Origin of the sequence: Streptomyces sp. NPDC048270 (genome assembly GCF_040652335.1) — a bacterium.
GTDB lineage: Bacteria > Actinomycetota > Actinomycetes > Streptomycetales > Streptomycetaceae > Streptomyces.
Genome location: NZ_JBEZLV010000013.1, coordinates 150597 through 170381 on the forward strand (window position 1 = coordinate 150597; position 19785 = coordinate 170381).

The window sequence follows — 19785 nt, forward strand, 5'->3', positions numbered from 1 at the left end:
GGGCCGCGGCGGGATACGACGTGGTGCGGCGACGTCCCACCCGGACGGGACGTCCCACCCGGCCGAAGGGAGACCGGCGGTGCCGAGTGGAACCGGGGCACCAGCCTCCCCCGTCACGCTCCGCGTCAACGGCGCGGAACACGTCCTGCGGCTCGACCACCGCGTCACCCTCCTCGACGCCCTGCGCGAGCACCTCGGCCTGACCGGCGCCAAGAAGGGGTGCGACCACGGCCAGTGCGGGGCCTGCACCGTGCTCCTCGACGGACGCCGGGTGAACGCCTGCCTGCTGCTCGCCGTCGCGCAGGACGGCGCGCACGTCACCACCGTGGAAGGGCTCGCCGACCCCTCCGGCGCCCTGCACCCGCTACAGCAGGCCTTCATCGACCGGGACGCCCTCCAGTGCGGGTTCTGCACCCCCGGCCAGCTGTGCTCCGCCCTCGGGGCCATCGAAGAGGCCGCCGCGGGCCACCCCTCGCACGCCACACCCGCCGAGGCCCTCGCCGATCCGGCCCCCGCGCGGCTGACCGCCGAGGAGATCCGGGAACGGCTCAGCGGCAACCTCTGCCGCTGCGGCGCCTACCCCCGCATCGTCGACGCCGTACGGGACGTGACCGCGTGAAACCCTTCGCCTACGTGCGTGCGACCAGCCTCCAGGAGGCGACCGCCGCCCACGCCGGCCTGCCCGGCTCGCGCTACCTCGCCGGCGGCACCAACCTCGTGGACCTAATGAAGCGCGGCGTCGAGCGCCCGGCCACCCTCGTCGACCTCGCCCGGCTGCCCCTGGACGGCGTCGAGCAACTCCCCGGCGGCGTCCTGCGCATCGGCGGCACCGCGCGCAACAGCGACGTCGCGGCCCACCCCCTGGTCCGCTCGCGCCACCCCGCCCTCACCCAGGCCCTGCTCGCGGGAGCGTCGGCGCAGCTGCGCAACGCGGCCACCACGGGCGGCAACCTGCTCCAGCGCACCCGGTGCCCCTACTTCCAGGACGTCTCCGCGGCCTGCAACAAGCGCGACCCGGGCACCGGCTGCGCGGCCCGCGACGCGGTCCACCGCGACCACGCCGTTCTGGGCCACTCCGAGCACTGCATCGCCACCCACCCCTCGGACATGGCCGTCGCCCTCGCCGCCCTCGACGCCGAGATCGAGCTGCACGGCGAGGAGGGCGCCCGGACCGTGCCCGCCACCTCCTTCCACCGGCTGCCCGGCGACCGGCCCGAGCAGGACACCGTCCTGCGGCACGGCGAGATCGTCACCGCGGTCCTGCTGCCCGCCGCCGCCCCCGGCGCCGTCTCCCTCTACCGCAAGGCCCGCGAGCGGGCCTCGTACGCCTTCGCCCTGGCCTCGGTGGCCGCCGTACTCGAACTCGAACCCGACGGCCGGCGCGTACGACGGGTCGCCCTCGCCTTCGGCGGCCTCGCCCACCGGCCCTGGCGGGCCGCGACGGCCGAGGCACGGCTGACCGGCGGCGAGCCCACCGCCGAGGCCGTGCGGGAGGCGGTGGAGGCGGAACTGGCCCAGGCCCGGCCCCTGCGCGACAACGCGTACAAGGTCACGCTCGCCCGCAACCTGGCGTGCGACGCACTCGCCACGCTCGCCCGGCAGGCGCAGGCCGGACAGCCCCGCACCCCGTAGGGGGTCGTGGCCGTTCAGGCCGGGCCCGTGCGGTCCGGCACCGCGCCTCGCCACGTCACCGTCGGGCGTCGGCGCCCGCCGGCCACCGCAGGGAGGCGGGGAGCGCCACCGCATCGACTTCCTCCTCCGCCACGTGCGCCACGGCGGCAGACGCCGCTCCCCGATCCGGCCCGACAGATCACCCCCTAGGAGCAGCAATGCCCGCCGACCGCTCCCGACGCCCCGAACGCCCCGACTCCGTCCTCGGCACCCCCGCCGTCCGCTCCGAGGCCCCCCAGAAGGTCACCGGCGCCGCCCGCTACGCCACCGACCACCACCCGCCCGGCCGCGTCCACGCCTGGCCGGTCCCCGCCGACGTGCCCCGCGGCCGCGTCACCGCCTTCGACACCGGCCCCTGCCTGGAGGTACCCGGCGTCCTCGGCGTCCTCACCGCCGGCGACGCGCCCCGCCTGGGCCCTTCCGACGACCCCGTGCTCCAGGTGCTGCAGAACACCGAGGTCCCGCACCGCGGCTGGTACGTGGCCCTGGTGGTCGCCGAGACCCTCGAAGCAGCCAGGGCCGGCGCCGAAGCCCTGCGGATCCGCTACGCGACCGAGGACCACGACGGCACCCTGCGCGCCGGCCATCCCGACGCCTACACGCCCGAGGAGGTCAACGGGGGCCACCCCGCCCTCAGGGAGCGGGGCGACCCGGACGCGGCCCTCGCCGCCGCGCCCGTACGCGTCGACTGCGTCTACACCGTGCCGCCGCTGCACAACCACCCGATGGAGCCGCACGCCGCCACCGCGGCCTGGGACGAGGCCGGCGGGCACCTGACGGTATGGGACTCCAGCCAGGGCGCGGGCGCCGTCCGTACGGCGCTGGCCTCGCTGTTCGACCTGCCCGAGGACCGCATCACGGTCATCAGCGAACACGTCGGCGGAGGCTTCGGCTGCAAGGGCACCCCCCGCCCGCACGTCGTCCTGGCCGCGATGGCCGCCCGCAGCCTCGGCCGGCCCGTCCAACTCGCCCTGCCCCGGCGCCACCTGCCCGCCGTCGTCGGGCACCGGGCGCCGACCCTGCACCGGATCGGCCTCGGCGCGCGACCCGACGGCACGCTCACCGCCCTGGTCCACGAGGCCACCACGCACACCTCCCGCGTCAGGGAGTTCGTCGAACAGGCGGCCGTCCCGGCCCGCGTCATGTACGCCGTACCGGACAGCCGCACGCTCCACCGGGCCGTCCCCCTGGACGTGCCGACGCCCTCCTGGATGCGCGCCCCGGGCGAGGCGCCCGGCATGTACGCCCTGGAGTCGGCCATGGACGAACTGGCCGACGCCCTGGGGATGGACCCGGTGGAACTGCGCGTCCGCAACGAGCCCGCCCTCGAACCCGACACGGACCGCCCCTTCAGCAGCCGGCACCTCGTGGAGTGCCTGCGGGAGGGCGCCGCCCGCTTCGGCTGGACGGCGTCCCGTACGCCGCGCAGGGACGGACCGTTCCTGCACGGTGTGGGGGTGGCCGCGGCCACGTATCCCGTGTACATCGCGCCCTCCACCGCCCGGGCCCACGCCCGGCCCGACGGCAGCCGCCTCGTCGAGATCAACGCCACCGACATCGGCACCGGCGCCCGGACCGTCCTCGCCCAGGTGGCGGCCGACGCCCTGGCCGTCCCGCTGGACTCGGTGACGGTGGCCATCGGCAGCACCGACCTGCCCCGGGCCTCCCTGGCCGGCGGATCCTGCGGCACGGCCTCCTGGGGCTGGGCCGTGCACGAGGCCTGCACCGCCCTGGCCGCCCGCCTGGCGGGCCACCGGGGCGCCCTGCCCGCCGAGGGGCTCTCGGCGTCGGCCGACACCACGGAGGCGGTCGAGAAGGGCTCCCCGTACGCCCGCCACGCCTTCGGAGCCCACTTCGCCGAGGTCCGGGTCGACACGGTCACCGGAGAGGTGCGGGTACGCCGACTGCTCGGCGTCTTCGCGGCCGGGCGCATCCTGAACCCGGTGACGGCCCGCTCCCAGTTCACCGGAGCGATGGTGATGGGCCTCGGCATGGCCCTGACGGAGCGCAGTACGGTCGACCCCGTCCACGGCGGCTTCGCCGAGGACGACCTGGCGGCCTACCACGTGCCGGCCCACGCCGACGTGCCCGAGATCGAGGTCGGCTGGATCGACGAGCACGACGAGCACCTCAACCCGATGGGCAGCAAGGGCATCGGCGAGATCGGCATTGTCGGCACGGCCGCCGCGATCGGCAACGCCGTGTGCCACGCCACCGGCCGGCGCCTGCGCGATCTCCCCCTCACCCCGGACCGCGTCCTGGCGGCCCTCACGGCGGCCACGCCGGCCGGTTCCGGCGCGGGGAGCGGCTGAGCACCGTGCCGTGCGGGCCGGCCCGCACCGCGGCGGCCGCCCGCTCCCGCCGCGGCGTCCGGGGCCGGGACCGGCCGTGCCCCCAGCCGAACGCGCGGGGCCGGAGGGCTGGAGGGCGGATTTGGGGGGACGATGAAGACAGCCGCGCCGGAAGGGAGCGCCTTGGATGGATGCGACCGGAGCCTTCGGGGGAGGCCGGGCGGACCCTGCGGGGCGCACAGCGCCCGGGGTGTCCCCGCCGAGCGGGCTGCTCGACGTCCTGAACGTCGCCGCGGTCGTCCTGGACGCGCAGGGGCGGGTCGCCCTGTGGAGCCCGCAGGCCGAGCAGCTGTTCGGGTGGACGGCGAAGGAGGCCCTCGGCCGGCCCGCCGCCCGGCTGCTGGCGTCCCACGACCACGCGGACCTGGTCGTGGAGCTGTTCGCCCGGGTGATGGGCGGCGCCGGCGACTGGGCCGGGGCCTTCCCCGTACGGCACAAGGACGGCAGCACGCGCCTGGTCGAGTTCCGCAACATGCGCCTGCTCGACGAGCACGGCGACCTGTTCGCCCTCGGCATCGCCACGGACCGTACGCGCCTGCGCCGGCTGGAGCGGGACCTGGCCCTCTCCGCCCGGCTGGTCGCCCAGTCCCCGATCGGGCTGGCGGTCCTGGACACGGACCTGCGCTACGTCCTGGTCAATCCCTCGCTGGAGCGCATCAACGGGCTGCCCGCCGCCGACCACATCGGGCGCAGCGTCCGCGACGCGCTGTCCTTCCTCGACGACGCGGGCGCCGTCGAGTCGGCGATGCGCCAGGTACTGGCCACGGGGACACCGCTGGTCGAGCAGTTCACGGCGGGGCACACGCACGGCGACCAGCACTACGAGCACGCCTGGTCGGTCTCGTACTACCGGCTGGAGGACGCCGGCGGGCGCGTGCTGGGCCTGGCCACCTCCGTGGTGGACGTCACGCAGAGTCACCAGGCGGCCAAGGAGATCGCCCTCAGCCGGCGCCGCCTCGCCCTGATCGCCGACGCCACCGTCCGCATCGGCACCACCCTCGACCTGGAGCAGACCGCCCGCGAGCTCGCCGACGTGGTCGTACCCGAGCTCGCCGACATCGCCGCCGTCGACATCCTCGACTCCGTCCTCGAAGGCCGCCCCAGCCTGAAGTCGTCCGCCCACGAACCGGCGGTGTTCCGGGCCCTGGCCGTGGCGTCCTCCTATCCCAGCGAGGCCGTGCGCGCCGCCGACCCGCCGGGCGACATCGCCCGCTACGAGGCGGACCGGCTGGTCACCCAGTCCGTGACCACCGGCCATCCGGTTTTGGTCGCCCACGTCCACGCCCGGGACATCTCCCGCATCGCCCGCGACGACGACGCGGCCGCCCTGCTGGCCCGCGCCGGGCTGCGCTCGTACCTGGCCGTGCCGCTCATCGCCCGCGGCGAGGTCCTCGGCGCGCTCGACCTCAAGCGCACCCGCAACCCGAGGCCCTTCAACGACGACGACATCATCCTGGCCGGCGAACTGGCCGCCCGCGCCGCCGTGTGCATCGACAACGCCCGCTGGTACCGCAACGCGCACCACACCGCCCTCGCCCTCCAGCACCACCTCCTGCCGCACCACCCGCCGCCCACCCCCGGTCTGGAGGTCGCCTACCGGTACCGGCCCGCCGCGGCCACCAGCGAGATCGGCGGTGACTGGTTCGACGCCATCGCCCAGCCCGACGACACCACCGTCCTGGTCGTCGGAGACGTCATGGGCAGCGGCATCAACGCCGCCGCCGGGATGGGACAGCTGCGCACCGCCACCCGCACCCTCGCCGAACTGTCGCTCGACCCGACCCGTGTCCTGGAACAGCTGGACCGCACCACGAGCGCGCTGGAGGAGACCATCGCGACCTGCGTGTACGCCGTCTACGACCCCCACCGCGCGCAGTGCCGCATCGCCGTCGCCGGCCACCTCCCCCCGGTCCTGATCCGGGCCGGCCGGGCCCCCCGGCTGCTGGACCTGCCCACCGGCACGCCCCTGGGCGTGGGAGGCGTCCCCTTCGAGGTCACCGCCGTGCCGATGGAGCCCGGGGACCAGCTGGTGCTGTACACGGACGGGCTGGTGGAGACCCGGGACCAGCCCATCGACGAGCGCCTCGCCCTGCTGCTGGAGCTGCTCGCCGACACCAGCCGCCCGCTGGAGGAGACCTGCGACCGGCTCCTGGACACCCTGCGCCGGCCGGACGACCACGACGACGTCGCCCTGGTCATCGCCCGGGCGAAGGCCCTGTGAGGCCGGGGGCCGGCCAGCGGTGGTGGTGCCGGTCGATGACGTAGTGGTGCCCGTGCCGCCAGCCGTCCGCCGCGGGCAGCGCGTCGGCGAGGTGGGGGTGGTCCGCGGGCAGGTCGGGGTGGACGTGTTCGAGCCGGGACGGATCGCGGGCCGGCCAGACGGCGGCGGCCGCCGCGGTGGCCGCCAGGCAGACGCCGCCGAGGACCAGCGCGGTCACCGCGAGCCCCGCCCAAGCGGCGAGGAAGCCCGCCAGGGGATACGTCAGCAGCCAGCAGCCGTGGGACAGGGAGAAGCGGGCGGCGAAGGCGCGGGGCAGGTCCGGATCGGCGGTGGAGCGGCGGACCACCCGGCCGCCGGGGGTCAGTACGGCGCAGGAGGCCGCGCCGATCGCGGCCCACCCGGCGAGGACCGCGCACCAGGACCAGCCGCCCGGCGCCGCCGCGGTCAGGGCGGCGACTGCGGCCAGGACCGCGGGCAGGGCGAAGGCGGCCGGGAGCATCACGGCGCGGTCGGTGCGCCGCAGCAGCAGGCGCGGCAGCAGCAGCGCGGTCAGTACGGACCCCGCCCCGTAGGCGCCGAGGGCCAGGGAGACGGCGCCCGCGGAGCGGCCGAAATGGCCCTGGACCAGGACGACGGTGTCGACGAAGACGAGGGCGCCGGCGGCGGCGACCGCGAGGTCCAGGGCGAGCAGGGCCCGCAGCCGGGGCGTCGCCCAGAACAGCCGGGCGCCGAAGGCGGCCTCGGCGCAGGCGCCGCCGGTGCGCTCGGCGGGTGCGGGCCGCGGCAGCACGGTGGCGACGACGAGGGCGGCGGAGGCGAGGAAGCCGAGGCAGGTGCCGGCGAAGAGCCGGTCGTAGGAGACGAACGCCAGCAGGGCGGCGGCCAGGGCGGGGCTGAACAGGCTCTCCAGGTCGTAGGCGAGCCGGGACAGCGACAGGGCGCGGGTGTAGTCGCTCTCGGCGGGCAGCACCTCGGGGACGGTGGCCTGGAAGACCGGGGTGAACGCGGCCGATGCCGCCTGGAGCAGGAAGACCAGGAGGAGGATCTGCCAGATCTCGGTGACGAACGGGAGAGCCAGGGCGAGCCCGGCGCGGGTGAGGTCCAGCGCCGCCATGAGCGTGCGCCGCGGGATCCGGTCGGCGAGCGCGCCGGCCAGGGGGGCGATGCCGACGTAGGCGACCATCTTGACCGCCAGGGCCGTGCCCAGCACCGCCGAGGCGCCGGTCCCGGCGATGTCGTAGGCCAGCAGGCTCAGCGCGACGGTGGCGAGCCCGGTGCCCGCCAGGGCGACGGCCTGCGCCGTGAACAGGCGCCGGTAGGTGCGGTTGCGCAGGACGGACAGCACCGGACCACCATAGCCATCATGTGCGCACCTGTGCACATGATGGAGTGGCGGTGTCCACGAGGCGGCGACCCGGAGCGTTCAGTCGTGCGGCGGAAGGGCGCGCAGCTGGTGATCGGCGACGCTCAGGGCCTCGTCCACCAGCCGCCGCAGATGGCCGTGGCCCAGGGCGTAGACCACGCGCCGTCCGTCCTTGCGGCTGGTGACCAGACCGGCGAGGCGCAGCTTGGCGAGGTGCTGGCTCACGGAGGGCCGGGCCGCACCGCAGGCCTCGGTGAGCGTGCCGACATCGGCCTCGCCCCGCCCCAGCTCGTCCAGCAGCGCCAGCCGGGTGGCATCCGCGAGCAGCGCCAGGACGGACACCGCGACCGCCAGCCGCTCCTCTCGCGGCTGCGCACCGTGTGCACCTGCCAGGTGCGTGCTCGCGCTCATGGGCACATGGTAGGCGGGCCGGCCCCGTCGAGGACCGCGAGCAGTGCGCGGGCCTCGGCCTTGGCCCGTTCCACGTCGACGTCGTCGCAGACCACCTCCAGGCCGAGGGCGGCCGGGCCCGGCCGGCCGTCGCGGTCGGGGAACAGGTAGAAGGACTGGTATGCGAAGTAGGCGCGGAGCCCGTCGGCCGGGTCGCGGCCCACCGTCAGGGTGGCCTGGCGGTCCTGCCCCGGGCCCGTCTCGTACAGCTCGATGTCCCGCTCGTGGAACCGCCGCGACGACGGCAGTTCGAGGACCGCCGTAGCGAACTCCCGGGCGTGCGCGGCATCTTCGAAGGCCAGGAGTTCGCTGAAGTCCGGCTGTGCCGCCAGCAGCAGCCAGCGCCGCGGCCGTCCCGCCTCCTCCGGTTCACAGGCCACGGAGAGCACGGCGGCGCCCCTGCCCGTGTGGTGCTCCCACGCGTACGTGAAGACCTGCTCGAAGTACATGGCGTCCCTTCCGCCGCAGTCCGGCCGTATGGAGGATCTGCGGGCATATGTGTGGGCGGTGGTGCCGGAACGGATACGGATGGTGCGTACCGCAACCGCTGTGTGAGGAGACCCGATGACCTGCATCAACCGCCGTGACCTCGCCCTGCTGGCGCTGCGCGCCGGCACCGGCGCGGTGCTGATGGCGCACGGGACGCAGAAGCTCTTCGGCTGGTTCGGCGGCGGGGGCCTGGCGGGGACGGCGGCCGCGATGGAGCACATGGGGTTCAGGCCCGGGCGGCAGAGCGCGATCGCCGCCGGCCTGGGTGAGGCCGGAGGCGGGGCCCTGCTCGTCCTCGGCCTGGCCACACCGGCCGCCGGCGCCGCCGCGGCGGGGGCCATGGCCGGGGCCGTGTCGGTCCACGCGCCCGCCGGGTTCTTCAACCAGGGCGGCGGATTCGAGTACCCGGCCTTCCTCGGTTTCACCGCGGCCGCCGTCGGCCTCGCCGGGCCGGGCCGCTACTCCGTCGACCACGTCACCCGGCACCACTTCGACCAGCCGTGGACGGTCGCGCTGGCCTTCGCGGGCAGCGCGCTCGCGGCCGCCGCGGTGGTGACCAGGCGCGCCCGGGCGCAGCAGGAGGAGCGGGTACGCGAGGAGCAGCGCGGCGGCTGACCGCCCGCCCCCCCGAGGCCGGCCCCCGGGCCCCGCCCTCGCCGCGGCGGGGGCCCGGGACCGGTCACGCCGCGGTGACCCTGGCCGCGAAGGCGTCGAGGTTGCCCGACATGCGCGCGAGGCGCTCGTCCAGCGTCAGGGACTCCTCGTACCGCCCGGCCCGCAGCTTCGGCTGGCGCTTGCCCCGTACGTACAGGGGGCAGGCCAGGTCCGCGCAGACGTAGATGCCGACCGTGTTGCCCTCCCGGCCGCGGGCGCCCGCCAGCGGCGCGGCGAGCAGGGTGACCCCGGACGACGCGTGACCGGTCAGGCAGATCTGGCACAGGCTGGACTTCACCGCGCTGGTGCGGCCCACCGAGGGCACGCGCAGCGAGATCCCCACCGGTCCCTGGGCCCCGGGCAGCACCAGATGGGCCCGCAGCGGCGCTCCCGGATCCACCCAGCCCAGGAAGTCCAGGTCCTCCCAGGGCAGTTCGGCGAAGTCCAGCGGCAGCCGCAGGCGCGCTGCCTCGCCCTTCGTGCAGTTCACGAACGACGAGCGGATCTGTTTCTCAGTGAGTGGTTCCACGTGGATCGACCCTACGCACCCGCTGACCTGCGCGCATCCCGATTTCCGGGTCCTCGGTGAGGAAGTCGCGCAGGTCGGTGACCGTGTAGCCGGCGGCCTGGGCGGCGTCGATGATCCGGGGGAGGGCCTGGGCGTCGAGGACGACGCCGTCCCCCGTGCTGCCCACGTGCATCTGGATGATCGCGCCGGGCGTGAGGGCGTCGACGGCGCGCCGGACCGCCTCGTCCACGGTCATGCCGCGGGCCGGCCCGAGGTAGCCGTTGGTGTCGGCGGTGAACTCGATCGCCGCGTAGCCGAGGTCGTTGACGTCGGCGATGGCGTCCTCGCTCGTGGCGCTGTAGGGGAAGCGGAAGAACGGCAGCGGCTCGGTCCCGGACGCCCGGCGGATCGCCGTGTCGGCGCGGCCGACCTCGTCCGCCCGCTCCTGGGTGCTCAGGTCATTGAAGTAGGGGTGGCTGTACGAGTGGTTGCCCAGGCCGTGCGCCGCGCCCATGGCCCGCACGGCGGCGGGGTGGGCATCGGCGAAGTCGCCCGTCGGGAAGAACGTGGCGGGCAGCTTCCGGCGGCGCAGTTCCCCCAGCACCGTGTCCAGCCCGCTCTCGTCCCACGCGGCGTTGAACGTGAGCGCCACGACCTTCCGGGACGTGGGCAGCCGGCGGATCTCGGCGCCGAGCAGTGCCGCCGGCGGGCGCGGGCCCGCCCCGGCGGCCGGCACGGCCCGCGCCGGCGAGGCCGGGGCCGCGGCACCCGGGACGAGCCCGGCGTCGGCCGGCCGGCGCGAGGCCGCGGCGGCGGCCGTACCCGGGGCGAGCCCCGCGGCCAGCAGTGCGGTCATCGCGGTACGTCGTCCCGTATCCACCACGGTCTCTCCCTCCGGCACGGCGCCGTGGCGGCCACGGCGTACCTCGACTATGCGAGAGCGGGGACCCGGCTGCGGGCCGGAACCTGCCGGGCACCCGGGTGATTCCGCGGCCCGCGGGACGCGGGAAGCGTCAGCAGGGGCGTCGGCGCAGGTGGGCCGTGAGGTGGTGCTGCAGCGGCTGACCGACTGCCGCCATGTCGTGGGTGAGCGTCATCTCGGCTCCCCGGAGCGCGTAGTGGCGCCGGGTGCCGGTGACCTCCTTGGCCAGGGGCGTCAGCGCCACGTCCTTGGTCTCGATCTCGATCTCCGTGTCGGACACCCGCCCGACGTACGTCTCCACGATGCCGGTCGGGTGGGCGAGGACGACTTCCAGGGTGGCGTCGGGCGTCACCCGCCACCACCCGGCCTCCCGCCCCGCCGGGCGCACCGGGGCGCCCGACGCGTCGATCAGCCACGCGCGGGCCTCATAGCGCAGGAACGGGCGCCCGTCGTGGCTGAAGGCGATCTCCTGCTCGTACCGGAAGTCCTGCTCCAGGGTCGGGTACTCGCCCCGGCCCCGGCCGTGCCAGCGCCCCAGCAGGGGCAGCACGGGCCGCAGCAGCGGGTGCGGTTCGGGTCCCTCGCCGAGGACGTGGCTGTCCGGGTACGGATTCTCCTGCGGCGACTCGAACATGTGCGCACCTTGCTGTCGTGACGGGTCCTCGGGACACGCAGCCTAGTGCCGGGGCCGGGGCCGGGCCGTGCGGGTGGGCCCCGCCCCCGTGGCCGGGGGCGGGACCGTGCGCACCGGGTCTCCCGCGCGGCGGCTACCGGGCGAGGAGCGTCCCCGCGACGGAGGGCGGGACCGGCGCGAGGCCGGCCTGGCGGGTGGTGAAGGTCCCGCGGCCCTGCGTACGGCCGCGCAGCCGCGACGCGTAGCCGAAGAGCTCGCCCAGCGGAACGGCGGCCGTGACCACCGCGGTCCCGGACCGGGAGGTGGATCCCGAGACCCGCCCGCGGCGGGCCGCGAGGTCGCCCAGCACCGCGCCCACGCAGTCCTGCGGGACCGTCACGGTGACCTCCGCGACCGGCTCCAGGAGCTCCACCGTGCTCTGGCGCAGCGCCTCGCGCAGGGCGAAGCGGCCGGCCGCCCGGAACGCCAGGTCCGAGGAGTCCTTGGAGTGGGTCGCCCCGTCGGTGAGCGTGACCCGCAGCCCGGTCACCGGGAACCCGCCGAGGGGGCCCTCGGCGAGGGCGTCCCGGCAGCCCGCCTCCACGGCCCGCGCGTACTCCTGCGGCACCCGGCCGCCGACGACCGCCGAGCGGAACTCGAATCCCGTCACGCCCTCCTCCAGCGGCTCGACGTCGATGACGACATGCGCGAACTGCCCCGCACCGCCGTCCTGTTTGACGTGCCGGTGGACCAGGCCGGTCACCCCGCGCACGACGGTCTCCCGGTAGGAGACCTGCGGACGGCCGACGACGACCTCCACCCCGTGGCCGCTGCGGATCTTCTCCACGGCGACCTCCAGGTGGAGTTCGCCCAGCCCCGACAGCACGGTCTGGCCGGTCTCCGCGTCGGACCGCACCACCAGGGACGGGTCCTCCTCGGCGAGCCGTGCCAGGGCCGACGCGAGCCGTCCCGTGTCGCCGCCGCGACGGGCCTCGACGGCCACGGACACCACCGGGTCGGCCACCGAGGGCGGTTCGAGGACCAGCGGCGCCCCCGGAGCGCACAGGGTGGTGCCGGCCCGGGCGGCCTTCACCCCGACCACGGCGACGATGTCACCGGCCACCGCTTCCTCCCGTTCCTCGTGCCGGTCCGCCTGGACCCGCAGGATCCTGCCGACCCGCTCCGTACGACCCGTACCGGCGTCCAGTACGGACTCGCCCGTGCGCAGCGTGCCCGCGTAGACCCGCAGGTGGGTGAGGCGCCCGGTGGGCGTCGCCGTCACCTTGAAGGCGAGCGCGGCGAACGGCTCCGCCGGGTCCGGCGCGCGCTCCACCTCCGCGCCGTCCGCCGTCCCGCGCACCGGCGGCATGTCGGCGGGCGACGGCAGATAGGCGAGGACCGCGTCCAGCAGCGGCTCGACCCCGCGGTTCTTGTACGCCGAGCCGCACAGCACGACCACACCGTCCCCGCGCAGCGTCACCGCGCGCAGACCGCGGGCCAGGGTCCGTTCGGACAGCGCCGAGGCCGCGCAGAACTCCTCCAGCGCCTCCGCGTCGAGCTCGGCCACCGCCTCCTCGAGGATCCGGCGGCGCCGGGCCGCCTCCTCGCGCAGCGGCTCGGGGACGGGCCCCGTCTCGTACGTGTCGGCGCCCGGGTGCCAGACCAGCGCGCGCATCCCCAGCAGGTCGACGACACCGGTGAAGGCGTCCTCGCTGCCGATGGGCAGCTGGACCACCAGCGGTACGGCGCCCAGCCGTTCGCGGATCGAGGTGACGGCCGTGTCGAGATCGGCGCCCGCCCGGTCGAGCTTGTTGACGAAGGCGATCCGCGGTACGCCGTGCCGGTCGGCCTGCCGCCACACCGACTCGCTCTGCGGTTCGACGCCGGCCACGGCGTCGAACACGGCGACGGCCCCGTCCAGCACCCGCAGGGAGCGCTCGACCTCGTCGGAGAAGTCGACGTGGCCGGGGGTGTCGATGAGGTTCACCCGGTGCCCGTCCCAGGCGCAGCTGACCGCGGCGGCGAAGATGGTGATGCCGCGGTCGCGTTCCTGGGCGTCGTAGTCGGTGACGGTCGTGCCGTCGTGGACCTCGCCCCGCTTGTGGATGGCGCCGGCCGCGAACAGGATGCGTTCGGTGATCGTGGTCTTGCCGGCGTCGACGTGGGCGAGGATGCCCAGGTTCCGGACGGTGTCGGCGGGGGAGGCGGTGGCGGCAGATCGCCGGTTGGTGCGCATGGCCCGGGGCCTTTCGAATGATGTCGAACGATGAGGAGAAGGGCGCGCGATTCCCGGACGGCGCAGCCCGGCAGCCGGCCCGGCCCGGACTGGCGCCCGTACGTGCAGGGCGGGGGCAGGGCAAGGGCGGGGCGGGGGCGGGGAACTGAGGATGCGTCACGGGAACGGTGGCGGCCGCGCAGCCGGCACCGTCAGGCGTGAGACACCGGGATCACGTCGTACCGGGACGGGGCGGCGAAGGCGCTTGCGGTGCGGTGAACGCACATGGCCCGGCTCCCCTTCTCTTCACTCGGCATGAGGCGCGCGCCGCTCTGTCGGCAGCGCGTGCGGCGAGTCTAGGGAACCGGCCCGGGCCGGGGCACCGTATTTTCCGGCCCGGCGCGCAGGGGGCCGGATGACCGAGGGCCCGGGGAGTGATGGTGCTCCCCGGACCCTGGGCCGCGGACACCGCGGGGGACGCGGGTGTGTATCTGCGACGTACGGAGAAACGATCCGCCACGCAAGGGGTTACGCACCCGCCCCGCGGAGTTGCGCCGTACGATGCAAAGAAGGAGGGGACGCGTCGTCCCGGGAGTGCGTGATGACCATCCGGCACTGTTTCCAACTGGATCAGAACGGTCACTCGATCAGCGTGCTGTACGAGGGCCCGCGCCGGCCCGTCGAGGTGCTCGTCGACGGCAGGACCGTCGTCATGGGCCGCGCCCCCAAGGCCGCCCGCACCGTACTGACGGCCGAGCTGCCGGGTGATCCGCCGCAGCCCTTCGCCATCGACCTGGCCTGCCCGGCCGACCCCGCGGACAGCCCCGTGTGCGCCCTGATGGAGTCCGGGACGCGGTACCCGATGCCGGACGTTCCGCTGCGGCCGGGCCCCTGAAGCACCCCGCGCGTGGCGTGGCGTGACGGCCCGGGCGCGGAGAGTGTGCGAAGAAGGAGGGCATGGCTGAGAAGAAGACCATCACAGTGTTCGGCGCCACCGGCTCACAGGGCGGCAGCCTGGTACGGGCGATCCTGGCGGACCCGGAGGGCGGCTTCGGGGTGCGCGCCGTGACCCGCCACCCGGACGCGCCGCGGGCCGTGGAGCTGGCCCGGCTCGGGGCGGAGGTGGTCCAGGGCGACATGGACGACGAGGCGAGCCTGGCCCCCGCCTTCGAGCACGCCTACGGGGCGTACCTGGTCACCGACTTCTGGGAGCACATGTCCGCCGAACGCGAGAAGGCCCAGGCCCTGGCCCTCGCCCGGGCCGCCTCGCACGCCGGGATCCAGCACGCGATCTGGTCCACGCTGGAGGACACGCGCGCCTGCATCCCGCTCGAGGACCCGCGGATGCCCACGCTCCAGGAGCGCTACAAGGTGCCGCACTTCGACGGCAAGGCGGAGGCGGACCACTACTTCGCCGAGGAGGGCGTGCCCACCACCTTCCTGCGGACCACCTTCTTCTGGGAGAATCTGCTCACCACCTTCGCCCCGCAGCGCGGCGAGGACGGCGTCCTCGAGCTGGCCGTCCCGATGGGCGACAGCCGGCTCTCCGGCATCGCCGTGGCGGACGTCGGCCGGACGGCCCTGGCCGTCTTCCAGCGCGACACCGACCTGATCGCCGCCACCATCAGCATCGCCGGCGAGCACCTCACGCTCGCCGGCATGGCCGCGGCCCTGACCGAAACGGTCGGCGAAACCGTGCGCTACCGCCCCCTGACCGCGGACGCCTTCCGTGCGCAGGGCTTCCCGGGTGCCGACGAGGCCGGGAACATGTTCCAGTACTACGCCGACTGCGCGGACCGGTTCACGGCGGCCCGGGACCTCACCGCCATCCGCGAACTCAACCCCGAACTCCAGGACTTCGGGACCTGGCTCGCCGCCCACCGCGACGAACTGCGCACCGCCTTCGCCCAGTAGCCCGCGCGGGCTCCGGCCCGGCGCCGGGCGGGCCCGCCGGCTCCGGTGTCACCGCCGCACGGCATGCTGGGGCCCGTGCAGATTCCGCAGCAGGTTCTTCAAGTCCCGGGCGGCACGGGGCGGATGGTGGTGTGCGGGGACGACGGGCTGGCCCGCAGGCTGGCGGCCGAACTCGCCGAGGTGTACGGGGAGCGCGTCACGCTCGTCGTGCCGCCCGCGAGCGAGCCGCCGCTCGCGGTGGGGCCGCCGGCGCGGCGCGGGCGCTGGGGGCGCGTCCCCTCGGCCGACGGGTCCCGCGGACCGGCGCAGGCGCGGCCGCCGCGGGAACCGCGGATCGTGGAGGCCGCGGAGCCGGACGAGGAGGTGCTGGCCGCCGTGGCGGCCGGCGCGGCCGCCCTCGCGCTCGTCTACGAGGACGACGACCGCAACGTGCGGGCGGCCCTGGTGGCCCGACGGCTCTACCCCAGGCTGCGGCTGGTGATCCGGCTCTACAACCGCAAGCTCGGCGAGCACCTCGAGGACCTCCTGGACCAGGCGGCGATCGTGGCCGAGCCGGAGATCGGTCCGCGCGTCCGGGACTCCGCCACGACCGTGCTGTCCGACGCCGACACGGCCGCGCCCGCCCTGGCCGCGAGCGCGGTCGCCGGAACGAGCAAGGTGGTCCAGGCCGACGGACTGCTGCTGCGCGCCGTGGAGCGCCCGCCGCCGGGGCGCGGCGAGCGGGCCGATCCGGGACTGTGCACCCTCGCGCTGCTGTCCGCGACGTCCACCGATCCGGCCGGCAGCGAGAGTTCGGTGCTCGGCGGCGAGCGCGGGCTCCAACTGCTGCCCGACGACCGGGCGGTGGCGGCCGCGACGGGACGCGCCACCGTGGCCCTGGAGACGGTCGCCCACACGGGTCCGGCGCAGCCGGCGCCGCCGCGCCTCAGCGCCGCCTCACTGCCGGTGGCCTCGCTCTTCTCCCGGAGGCTGCGCTGGTCGCTGGCCGGCATCGCGGCCGCCGTCACCGCGCTGGCCGTGGCCTCCTGGGTGACCACGGGCGACCACCCCCTGCACGCCGCGTACGTCACCCTGCTCGACCTCTTCGCGATCAACGAACCGGCGGTCGGCGCCACGACGCAGCGGCAGGTGCTCCAGATCCTGACCGGGTTCGCCGGCCTCCTGCTGCTGCCCGTCCTGGTGGCGGCCGCGATCGAGGCGCTGGGTGCCTTCCGTACGGCCACGGTGCTGCGCCGCCCGCCCCGCGGGCTGTCCGGGCACGTGGTGCTGCTGGGCCTGGGCAAGATCGGCACCCGGGTGCTGGCGCGGCTGCGGGAGCTGGAGATCCCGGTGGTCTGCGTGGAGTCCGACCCGCGCGCCCGCGGACTGGCCCTGGCCCGCCGGCTGCGGGTGCCCGTGGTCGTCGGCGACGTCACCGACGAGGGCGTGCTGGAGGCCGCCCGTGTCCACCGGGCGCACGCCCTGCTCGCCGTCACCAGCTCGGACACCACCAATCTGGAGGCCGCCCTGTACGCGCGCGGGGTCAAACCCGATCTCCGGGTGGTGATGCGCCTGTACGAGGACGACTTCGCGACGGCCGTCTACCGCACCCTGCGCGCCGCCCACCCGGGCGCGCTCACCCGCAGCCGGAGCGTCACCCACCTCGCCGCCCCCGCCTTCGCCGGGGCGATGATGGGCCGCCAGATCCTCGGGGCCATAGCAGTGGAGCGCCGGGTGCTGCTCTTCGCCGTCGTCGACGTGGCGGGGCACCCCAGGCTCGAAGGCCGGACGGTCACCGAGGCCTTCCGCCCCGGGGCCTGGCGGGTCGTCGCCCTCGACACGGCCGCGCCCGCGGAGCGCCGCCCCGACCTGGCCACCGTGCCGCGCGAGGGTTCGGTCCCCGGGCCGGGGCTGGTGTGGCAGCCGCACCCGGGCTACGTCCTCAAGGCCGAGGACCGCGTGGTCCTGGCGGCCACCCGCCGGGGCCTGGCCGAGCTCCTCGGCCGCACGGGCGCCTCCGCCTCCCGGCCCTGAGGGGCCGCGGCCGTCCGCCATCCCGGCCGTGGGCGAACGGAAGTGCGGACCGGCGGCGGCCTGGACGTCGCGGCGGTGGAGAAGGAGATCGAGGCCGCCGCCACAGCGGCCGCGTTCGCCGCGCGGCAGCCCGCGGATGAAATCCCGCCGGCCCTCAGGTCCTGCACGGTCAGGTGGCAGGCGGACAGCACACCATCCACCGACTTGAGGAAGTCCTACGACGCCACGGTCGCCGCGCCGGTCAAGGGGGGCCGCGCGGAGCAGACCGGCTGGGCCGCCGGCCCGGGCGGGCAGGTCCGCCGGGTCCGCCGGGTGCCCCGGGCCTACCGGTGCGCCGGCCGGTCCGGTTGTCCCAGGTACCGCGTGAACCAGTCGCGGGCGAGGCCGGAGACCTCCTCCAGGGCTCCCGGCTCCTCGAAGAGGTGCGTGGCGCCGGGGACGACGTCGAGGCGGTTCTCGCAGCGCAGCCGGGCCTGGGCCTGCCGGTTGAGTTCGAGGACCGTGGTGTCGAGGCCGCCCACGATCAGCAGTGTCGGCGCCCGGACGCCGGCGAGCAGTTCCCCGGCCAGGTCGGGGCGGCCGCCGCGGGAGACCACCGCGCCGACCTCGGGGCCGGCGGCCGCGGCGGCGCTCAGGGCGGCCGCCGCGCCGGTGCTCGCTCCGAAGTAGCCGACGGGCAGGGGCTCGCGGCGCCGCAGCCAGAGCGTGGCCTCCGTCAGCCGCCGGGCGAGCGTCCCGATGTCGAAGACGTTGGCGCGGCGGGCCTCCTCGGCCGGGGTGAGCAGGTCGAAGAGCAGGGTGCCCAGGCCCGCCCGGCGCAGGGCGGTGGCCACCGCCTGGTTGCGCGGGCTGTGGCGGCTGCTGCCGGAGCCGTGCGCGAACACGACCACGGCTCCGGCGTCCGGCGGCAGCGCGAGGTCACCGGCCAGCCTGACCCCGCCCGCGTCCACCCGCACCTCCTGCGCGGTCTCCGCTTTCGGCCCGCTCCCGGCGGCCTGGGCCAGCAGGAAGACGACCTCCTCGTCCGGGGTCTGGGAGAAGTCCTGGTACCACTGGCCGACGGCCGAGAACCCGCTCGGCGCGGACAGGCACACGACCTCGTCCGCCTCGGTGCGCAGCCGGGCGACCGCGTCCGGGGGAGCCACCGGAGCGGCCAGCACCACCCGGGCCGCGCCCATCGCCCGTACCACCCGGCAGGCGGCCGCGGCGGTGGCCCCGGTCGCGATCCCGTCGTCGACGACGAGCACCGTCCGCCCGTCGAGCCGCACCCGTTCCCGGCCGGCGCGGAACCGCCCGGCCTGCCGTACGAGCTCCGCCTCCTCGGCGTGCTCGACGGCCGCGAGGTCCCCGGCCGCGACCCGGCTGCTGCGCACGATCTCCTCGCTGATCACCCGTACCCCGCCCTCGCCGATGGCACCGAAGCCCAGCTCGCGGTGGTACGGAACCCCGAGCTTGCGGACCACGATCACATCGAGCGGGGCCCCGAGAGCCCGGGCCACCTCGAAGGCGACGGGGACCCCGCCGCGCGGCAGGCCGAGGACGACGGGATGCTCTTGCTCCAGGTGCCCGAGGACCGCGGCGAGGCGCCGTCCGGCGTCCTCGCGGTCGGCGAAGAACACGGTGGTTCACCCCCAAACCCAGGGGAGACGGGGAGACGGGGAGTCGGAAACCCACGTATACGCCTACCTCGAACCAACCCCACATCGGGGCGCACCGCAAATCGGCGGCCCCGGACCCGGGCGGCGACGCGCCGTCCGGCGATCCGGCGTTTCGGCGTGCGGGGCCGCTCCTTCGTGGGCGAGGGTGGACCCGGCCCGATCCGTTCGTTCGTGAGGAGACGTTTGCCGTGAACTGGACACTCGAAGTCGTCCCGATCCCTGTCAGCGACATGGACCGGGCGAAGGAGTTCTACGCCGACAAGGCGGGCTTCGCGGTCGACCTCGACAACGAGGTCGCCCCCGGCGTGCGGATCATCCAGATGACCCCGTCCGGCTCCCGCTGCTCGATCGCGATGCTCCAGGGGATGCCCGCAGCGCCCGGTACGAAGGAGATGGCCCCGGGGACGCTCCAGGGGCTCCAGATCTGCGTGACGGACATCGAGGCGGCCCGCGCGGAGCTGGTGGCCCGCGGGGTGGAGGTCTCCCCGGTCCGCCACGTCGGCGAGTCGGGCTGGACGGAGGGCAAGGGCGGGACCTGGAACTCGTTCATGACGTTCGAGGACCCGGACGGCAACGGCTGGTTGGTCCAGGAGGCCCCGTCGGAGCTGTCGGAGCGCTGAGCGGGCGGGGGGCCCCCCCCCCCGCCCCCCCCCCCCGGGGCGCCCCCCCCCCGCGGGGGGGGTGGGGGGGGGGGGTGGGGGGTGGCGGCTGGGAGGGGCGGGTGTGCACCCCCCACCCCGGGG

General features: G+C 75.6%; 17 protein-coding genes. 9 read left to right on the forward strand and 8 right to left on the reverse strand.

Annotation, left to right across the window (positions count from 1 at the left end; translation table 11 throughout):
* Positions 1 to 79: 79 nt before the first annotated feature.
* The 4 genes from AB0D66_RS14700 (at position 80) to AB0D66_RS14715 (ending at position 6243) form a co-directional block, all read left to right on the forward strand.
* Entirely contained in the window at positions 80 to 619 is a 540-nt protein-coding gene (locus AB0D66_RS14700) for a 2Fe-2S iron-sulfur cluster-binding protein (RefSeq protein WP_362301953.1), read from the forward strand.
* Complete coding sequence (locus tag AB0D66_RS14705) at positions 616 to 1632, forward strand: xanthine dehydrogenase family protein subunit M (RefSeq protein ID WP_362301956.1); 1017 nt, start codon at positions 616 to 618, stop codon at positions 1630 to 1632. The genes AB0D66_RS14700 and AB0D66_RS14705 overlap by 4 nt, the downstream gene beginning before the upstream one ends.
* 197 nt (positions 1633 to 1829) lie before the next feature.
* Positions 1830 to 3983, forward strand: a complete 2154-nt coding sequence (locus AB0D66_RS14710) for a xanthine dehydrogenase family protein molybdopterin-binding subunit (RefSeq protein WP_362301959.1) — start codon at positions 1830 to 1832, stop codon at positions 3981 to 3983.
* Between the two features lie 166 nt (positions 3984 to 4149).
* A complete protein-coding gene (locus tag AB0D66_RS14715) occupies positions 4150 to 6243 on the forward strand; it encodes a SpoIIE family protein phosphatase (protein ID WP_362301962.1) in 2094 nt (697 codons plus the stop codon).
* Here the strand turns inward: AB0D66_RS14715 and AB0D66_RS14720 are convergent.
* From AB0D66_RS14720 to AB0D66_RS14730, 3 genes are all read right to left on the reverse strand, one after another.
* Positions 6218 to 7588: an MFS transporter gene (locus AB0D66_RS14720; RefSeq protein WP_362301964.1), complete on the reverse strand. Its 1371-nt coding sequence runs from the start codon at positions 7586 to 7588 to the stop codon at positions 6218 to 6220. The two genes, AB0D66_RS14715 and AB0D66_RS14720, sit on opposite strands and share 26 nt — an antisense overlap.
* Before the next feature lie 78 nt (positions 7589 to 7666).
* A complete protein-coding gene (locus AB0D66_RS14725; protein ID WP_361756046.1) occupies positions 7667 to 8017 on the reverse strand; it encodes a metalloregulator ArsR/SmtB family transcription factor in 351 nt (116 codons plus the stop codon).
* Positions 8014 to 8505, reverse strand: coding sequence for a hypothetical protein (locus tag AB0D66_RS14730; protein WP_362301968.1), 492 nt, complete (start codon positions 8503 to 8505; stop codon positions 8014 to 8016). Before AB0D66_RS14730 ends, AB0D66_RS14725 begins: the two co-directional genes overlap by 4 nt.
* A gap of 115 nt (positions 8506 to 8620) precedes the next feature.
* Between AB0D66_RS14730 and AB0D66_RS14735 the strand changes: the two genes are divergently transcribed.
* Positions 8621 to 9160, forward strand: a complete 540-nt coding sequence (locus tag AB0D66_RS14735; protein ID WP_362301971.1) for a DoxX family membrane protein — start codon at positions 8621 to 8623, stop codon at positions 9158 to 9160.
* Positions 9161 to 9224: 64 nt separating this feature from the next.
* On the opposite strand, the gene AB0D66_RS14740 is transcribed toward AB0D66_RS14735, so the two are convergent.
* From AB0D66_RS14740 to fusA, 4 genes are all read right to left on the reverse strand, one after another.
* Positions 9225 to 9728, reverse strand: a complete 504-nt coding sequence (locus AB0D66_RS14740) for an FBP domain-containing protein (RefSeq protein ID WP_362301974.1) — start codon at positions 9726 to 9728, stop codon at positions 9225 to 9227.
* Positions 9712 to 10587, reverse strand: coding sequence for a polysaccharide deacetylase family protein (locus AB0D66_RS14745; protein ID WP_362301976.1), 876 nt, complete (start codon positions 10585 to 10587; stop codon positions 9712 to 9714). Before AB0D66_RS14745 ends, AB0D66_RS14740 begins: the two co-directional genes overlap by 17 nt.
* Positions 10588 to 10720: 133 nt before the next feature.
* Complete coding sequence (locus tag AB0D66_RS14750) at positions 10721 to 11263, reverse strand: FABP family protein (protein ID WP_362301979.1); 543 nt, start codon at positions 11261 to 11263, stop codon at positions 10721 to 10723.
* 133 nt (positions 11264 to 11396) lie between these two features.
* Positions 11397 to 13478 (reverse strand): elongation factor G, encoded by a 2082-nt coding sequence (gene fusA / locus AB0D66_RS14755; protein WP_362301982.1) that lies wholly within the window; start codon positions 13476 to 13478, stop codon positions 11397 to 11399.
* Positions 13479 to 14058: 580 nt separating this feature from the next.
* Here fusA and AB0D66_RS14760 point away from each other — a divergent pair.
* The 3 genes from AB0D66_RS14760 to AB0D66_RS14770 all read left to right on the forward strand — a co-directional run bounded on the left by AB0D66_RS14760 (position 14059) and on the right by AB0D66_RS14770 (position 17384).
* On the forward strand, positions 14059 to 14352 hold the full coding sequence (locus AB0D66_RS14760; protein WP_362301985.1) for a hypothetical protein: 294 nt from the start codon (positions 14059 to 14061) through the stop codon (positions 14350 to 14352).
* Positions 14353 to 14414: 62 nt separating this feature from the next.
* Positions 14415 to 15371, forward strand: coding sequence for an NmrA/HSCARG family protein (locus tag AB0D66_RS14765; protein WP_362301988.1), 957 nt, complete (start codon positions 14415 to 14417; stop codon positions 15369 to 15371).
* 63 nt (positions 15372 to 15434) lie between these two features.
* Positions 15435 to 17384, forward strand: a complete 1950-nt coding sequence (locus AB0D66_RS14770; RefSeq protein WP_362301991.1) for an NAD-binding protein — start codon at positions 15435 to 15437, stop codon at positions 17382 to 17384.
* Between the two features lie 323 nt (positions 17385 to 17707).
* On the opposite strand, the gene AB0D66_RS14775 is transcribed toward AB0D66_RS14770, so the two are convergent.
* Positions 17708 to 19003 carry a phosphoribosyltransferase family protein gene (locus AB0D66_RS14775; protein ID WP_362301994.1) on the reverse strand — a complete coding sequence of 432 codons (1296 nt, stop codon included), beginning with the start codon at positions 19001 to 19003 and terminating at the stop codon, positions 17708 to 17710.
* A 227-nt stretch (positions 19004 to 19230) separates the two neighbouring features.
* On the opposite strand from AB0D66_RS14775, the gene AB0D66_RS14780 reads away from it, so the two are divergent.
* Positions 19231 to 19662: a VOC family protein gene (locus AB0D66_RS14780; RefSeq protein WP_362301997.1), complete on the forward strand. Its 432-nt coding sequence runs from the start codon at positions 19231 to 19233 to the stop codon at positions 19660 to 19662.
* Positions 19663 to 19785: the final 123 nt, after the last annotated feature.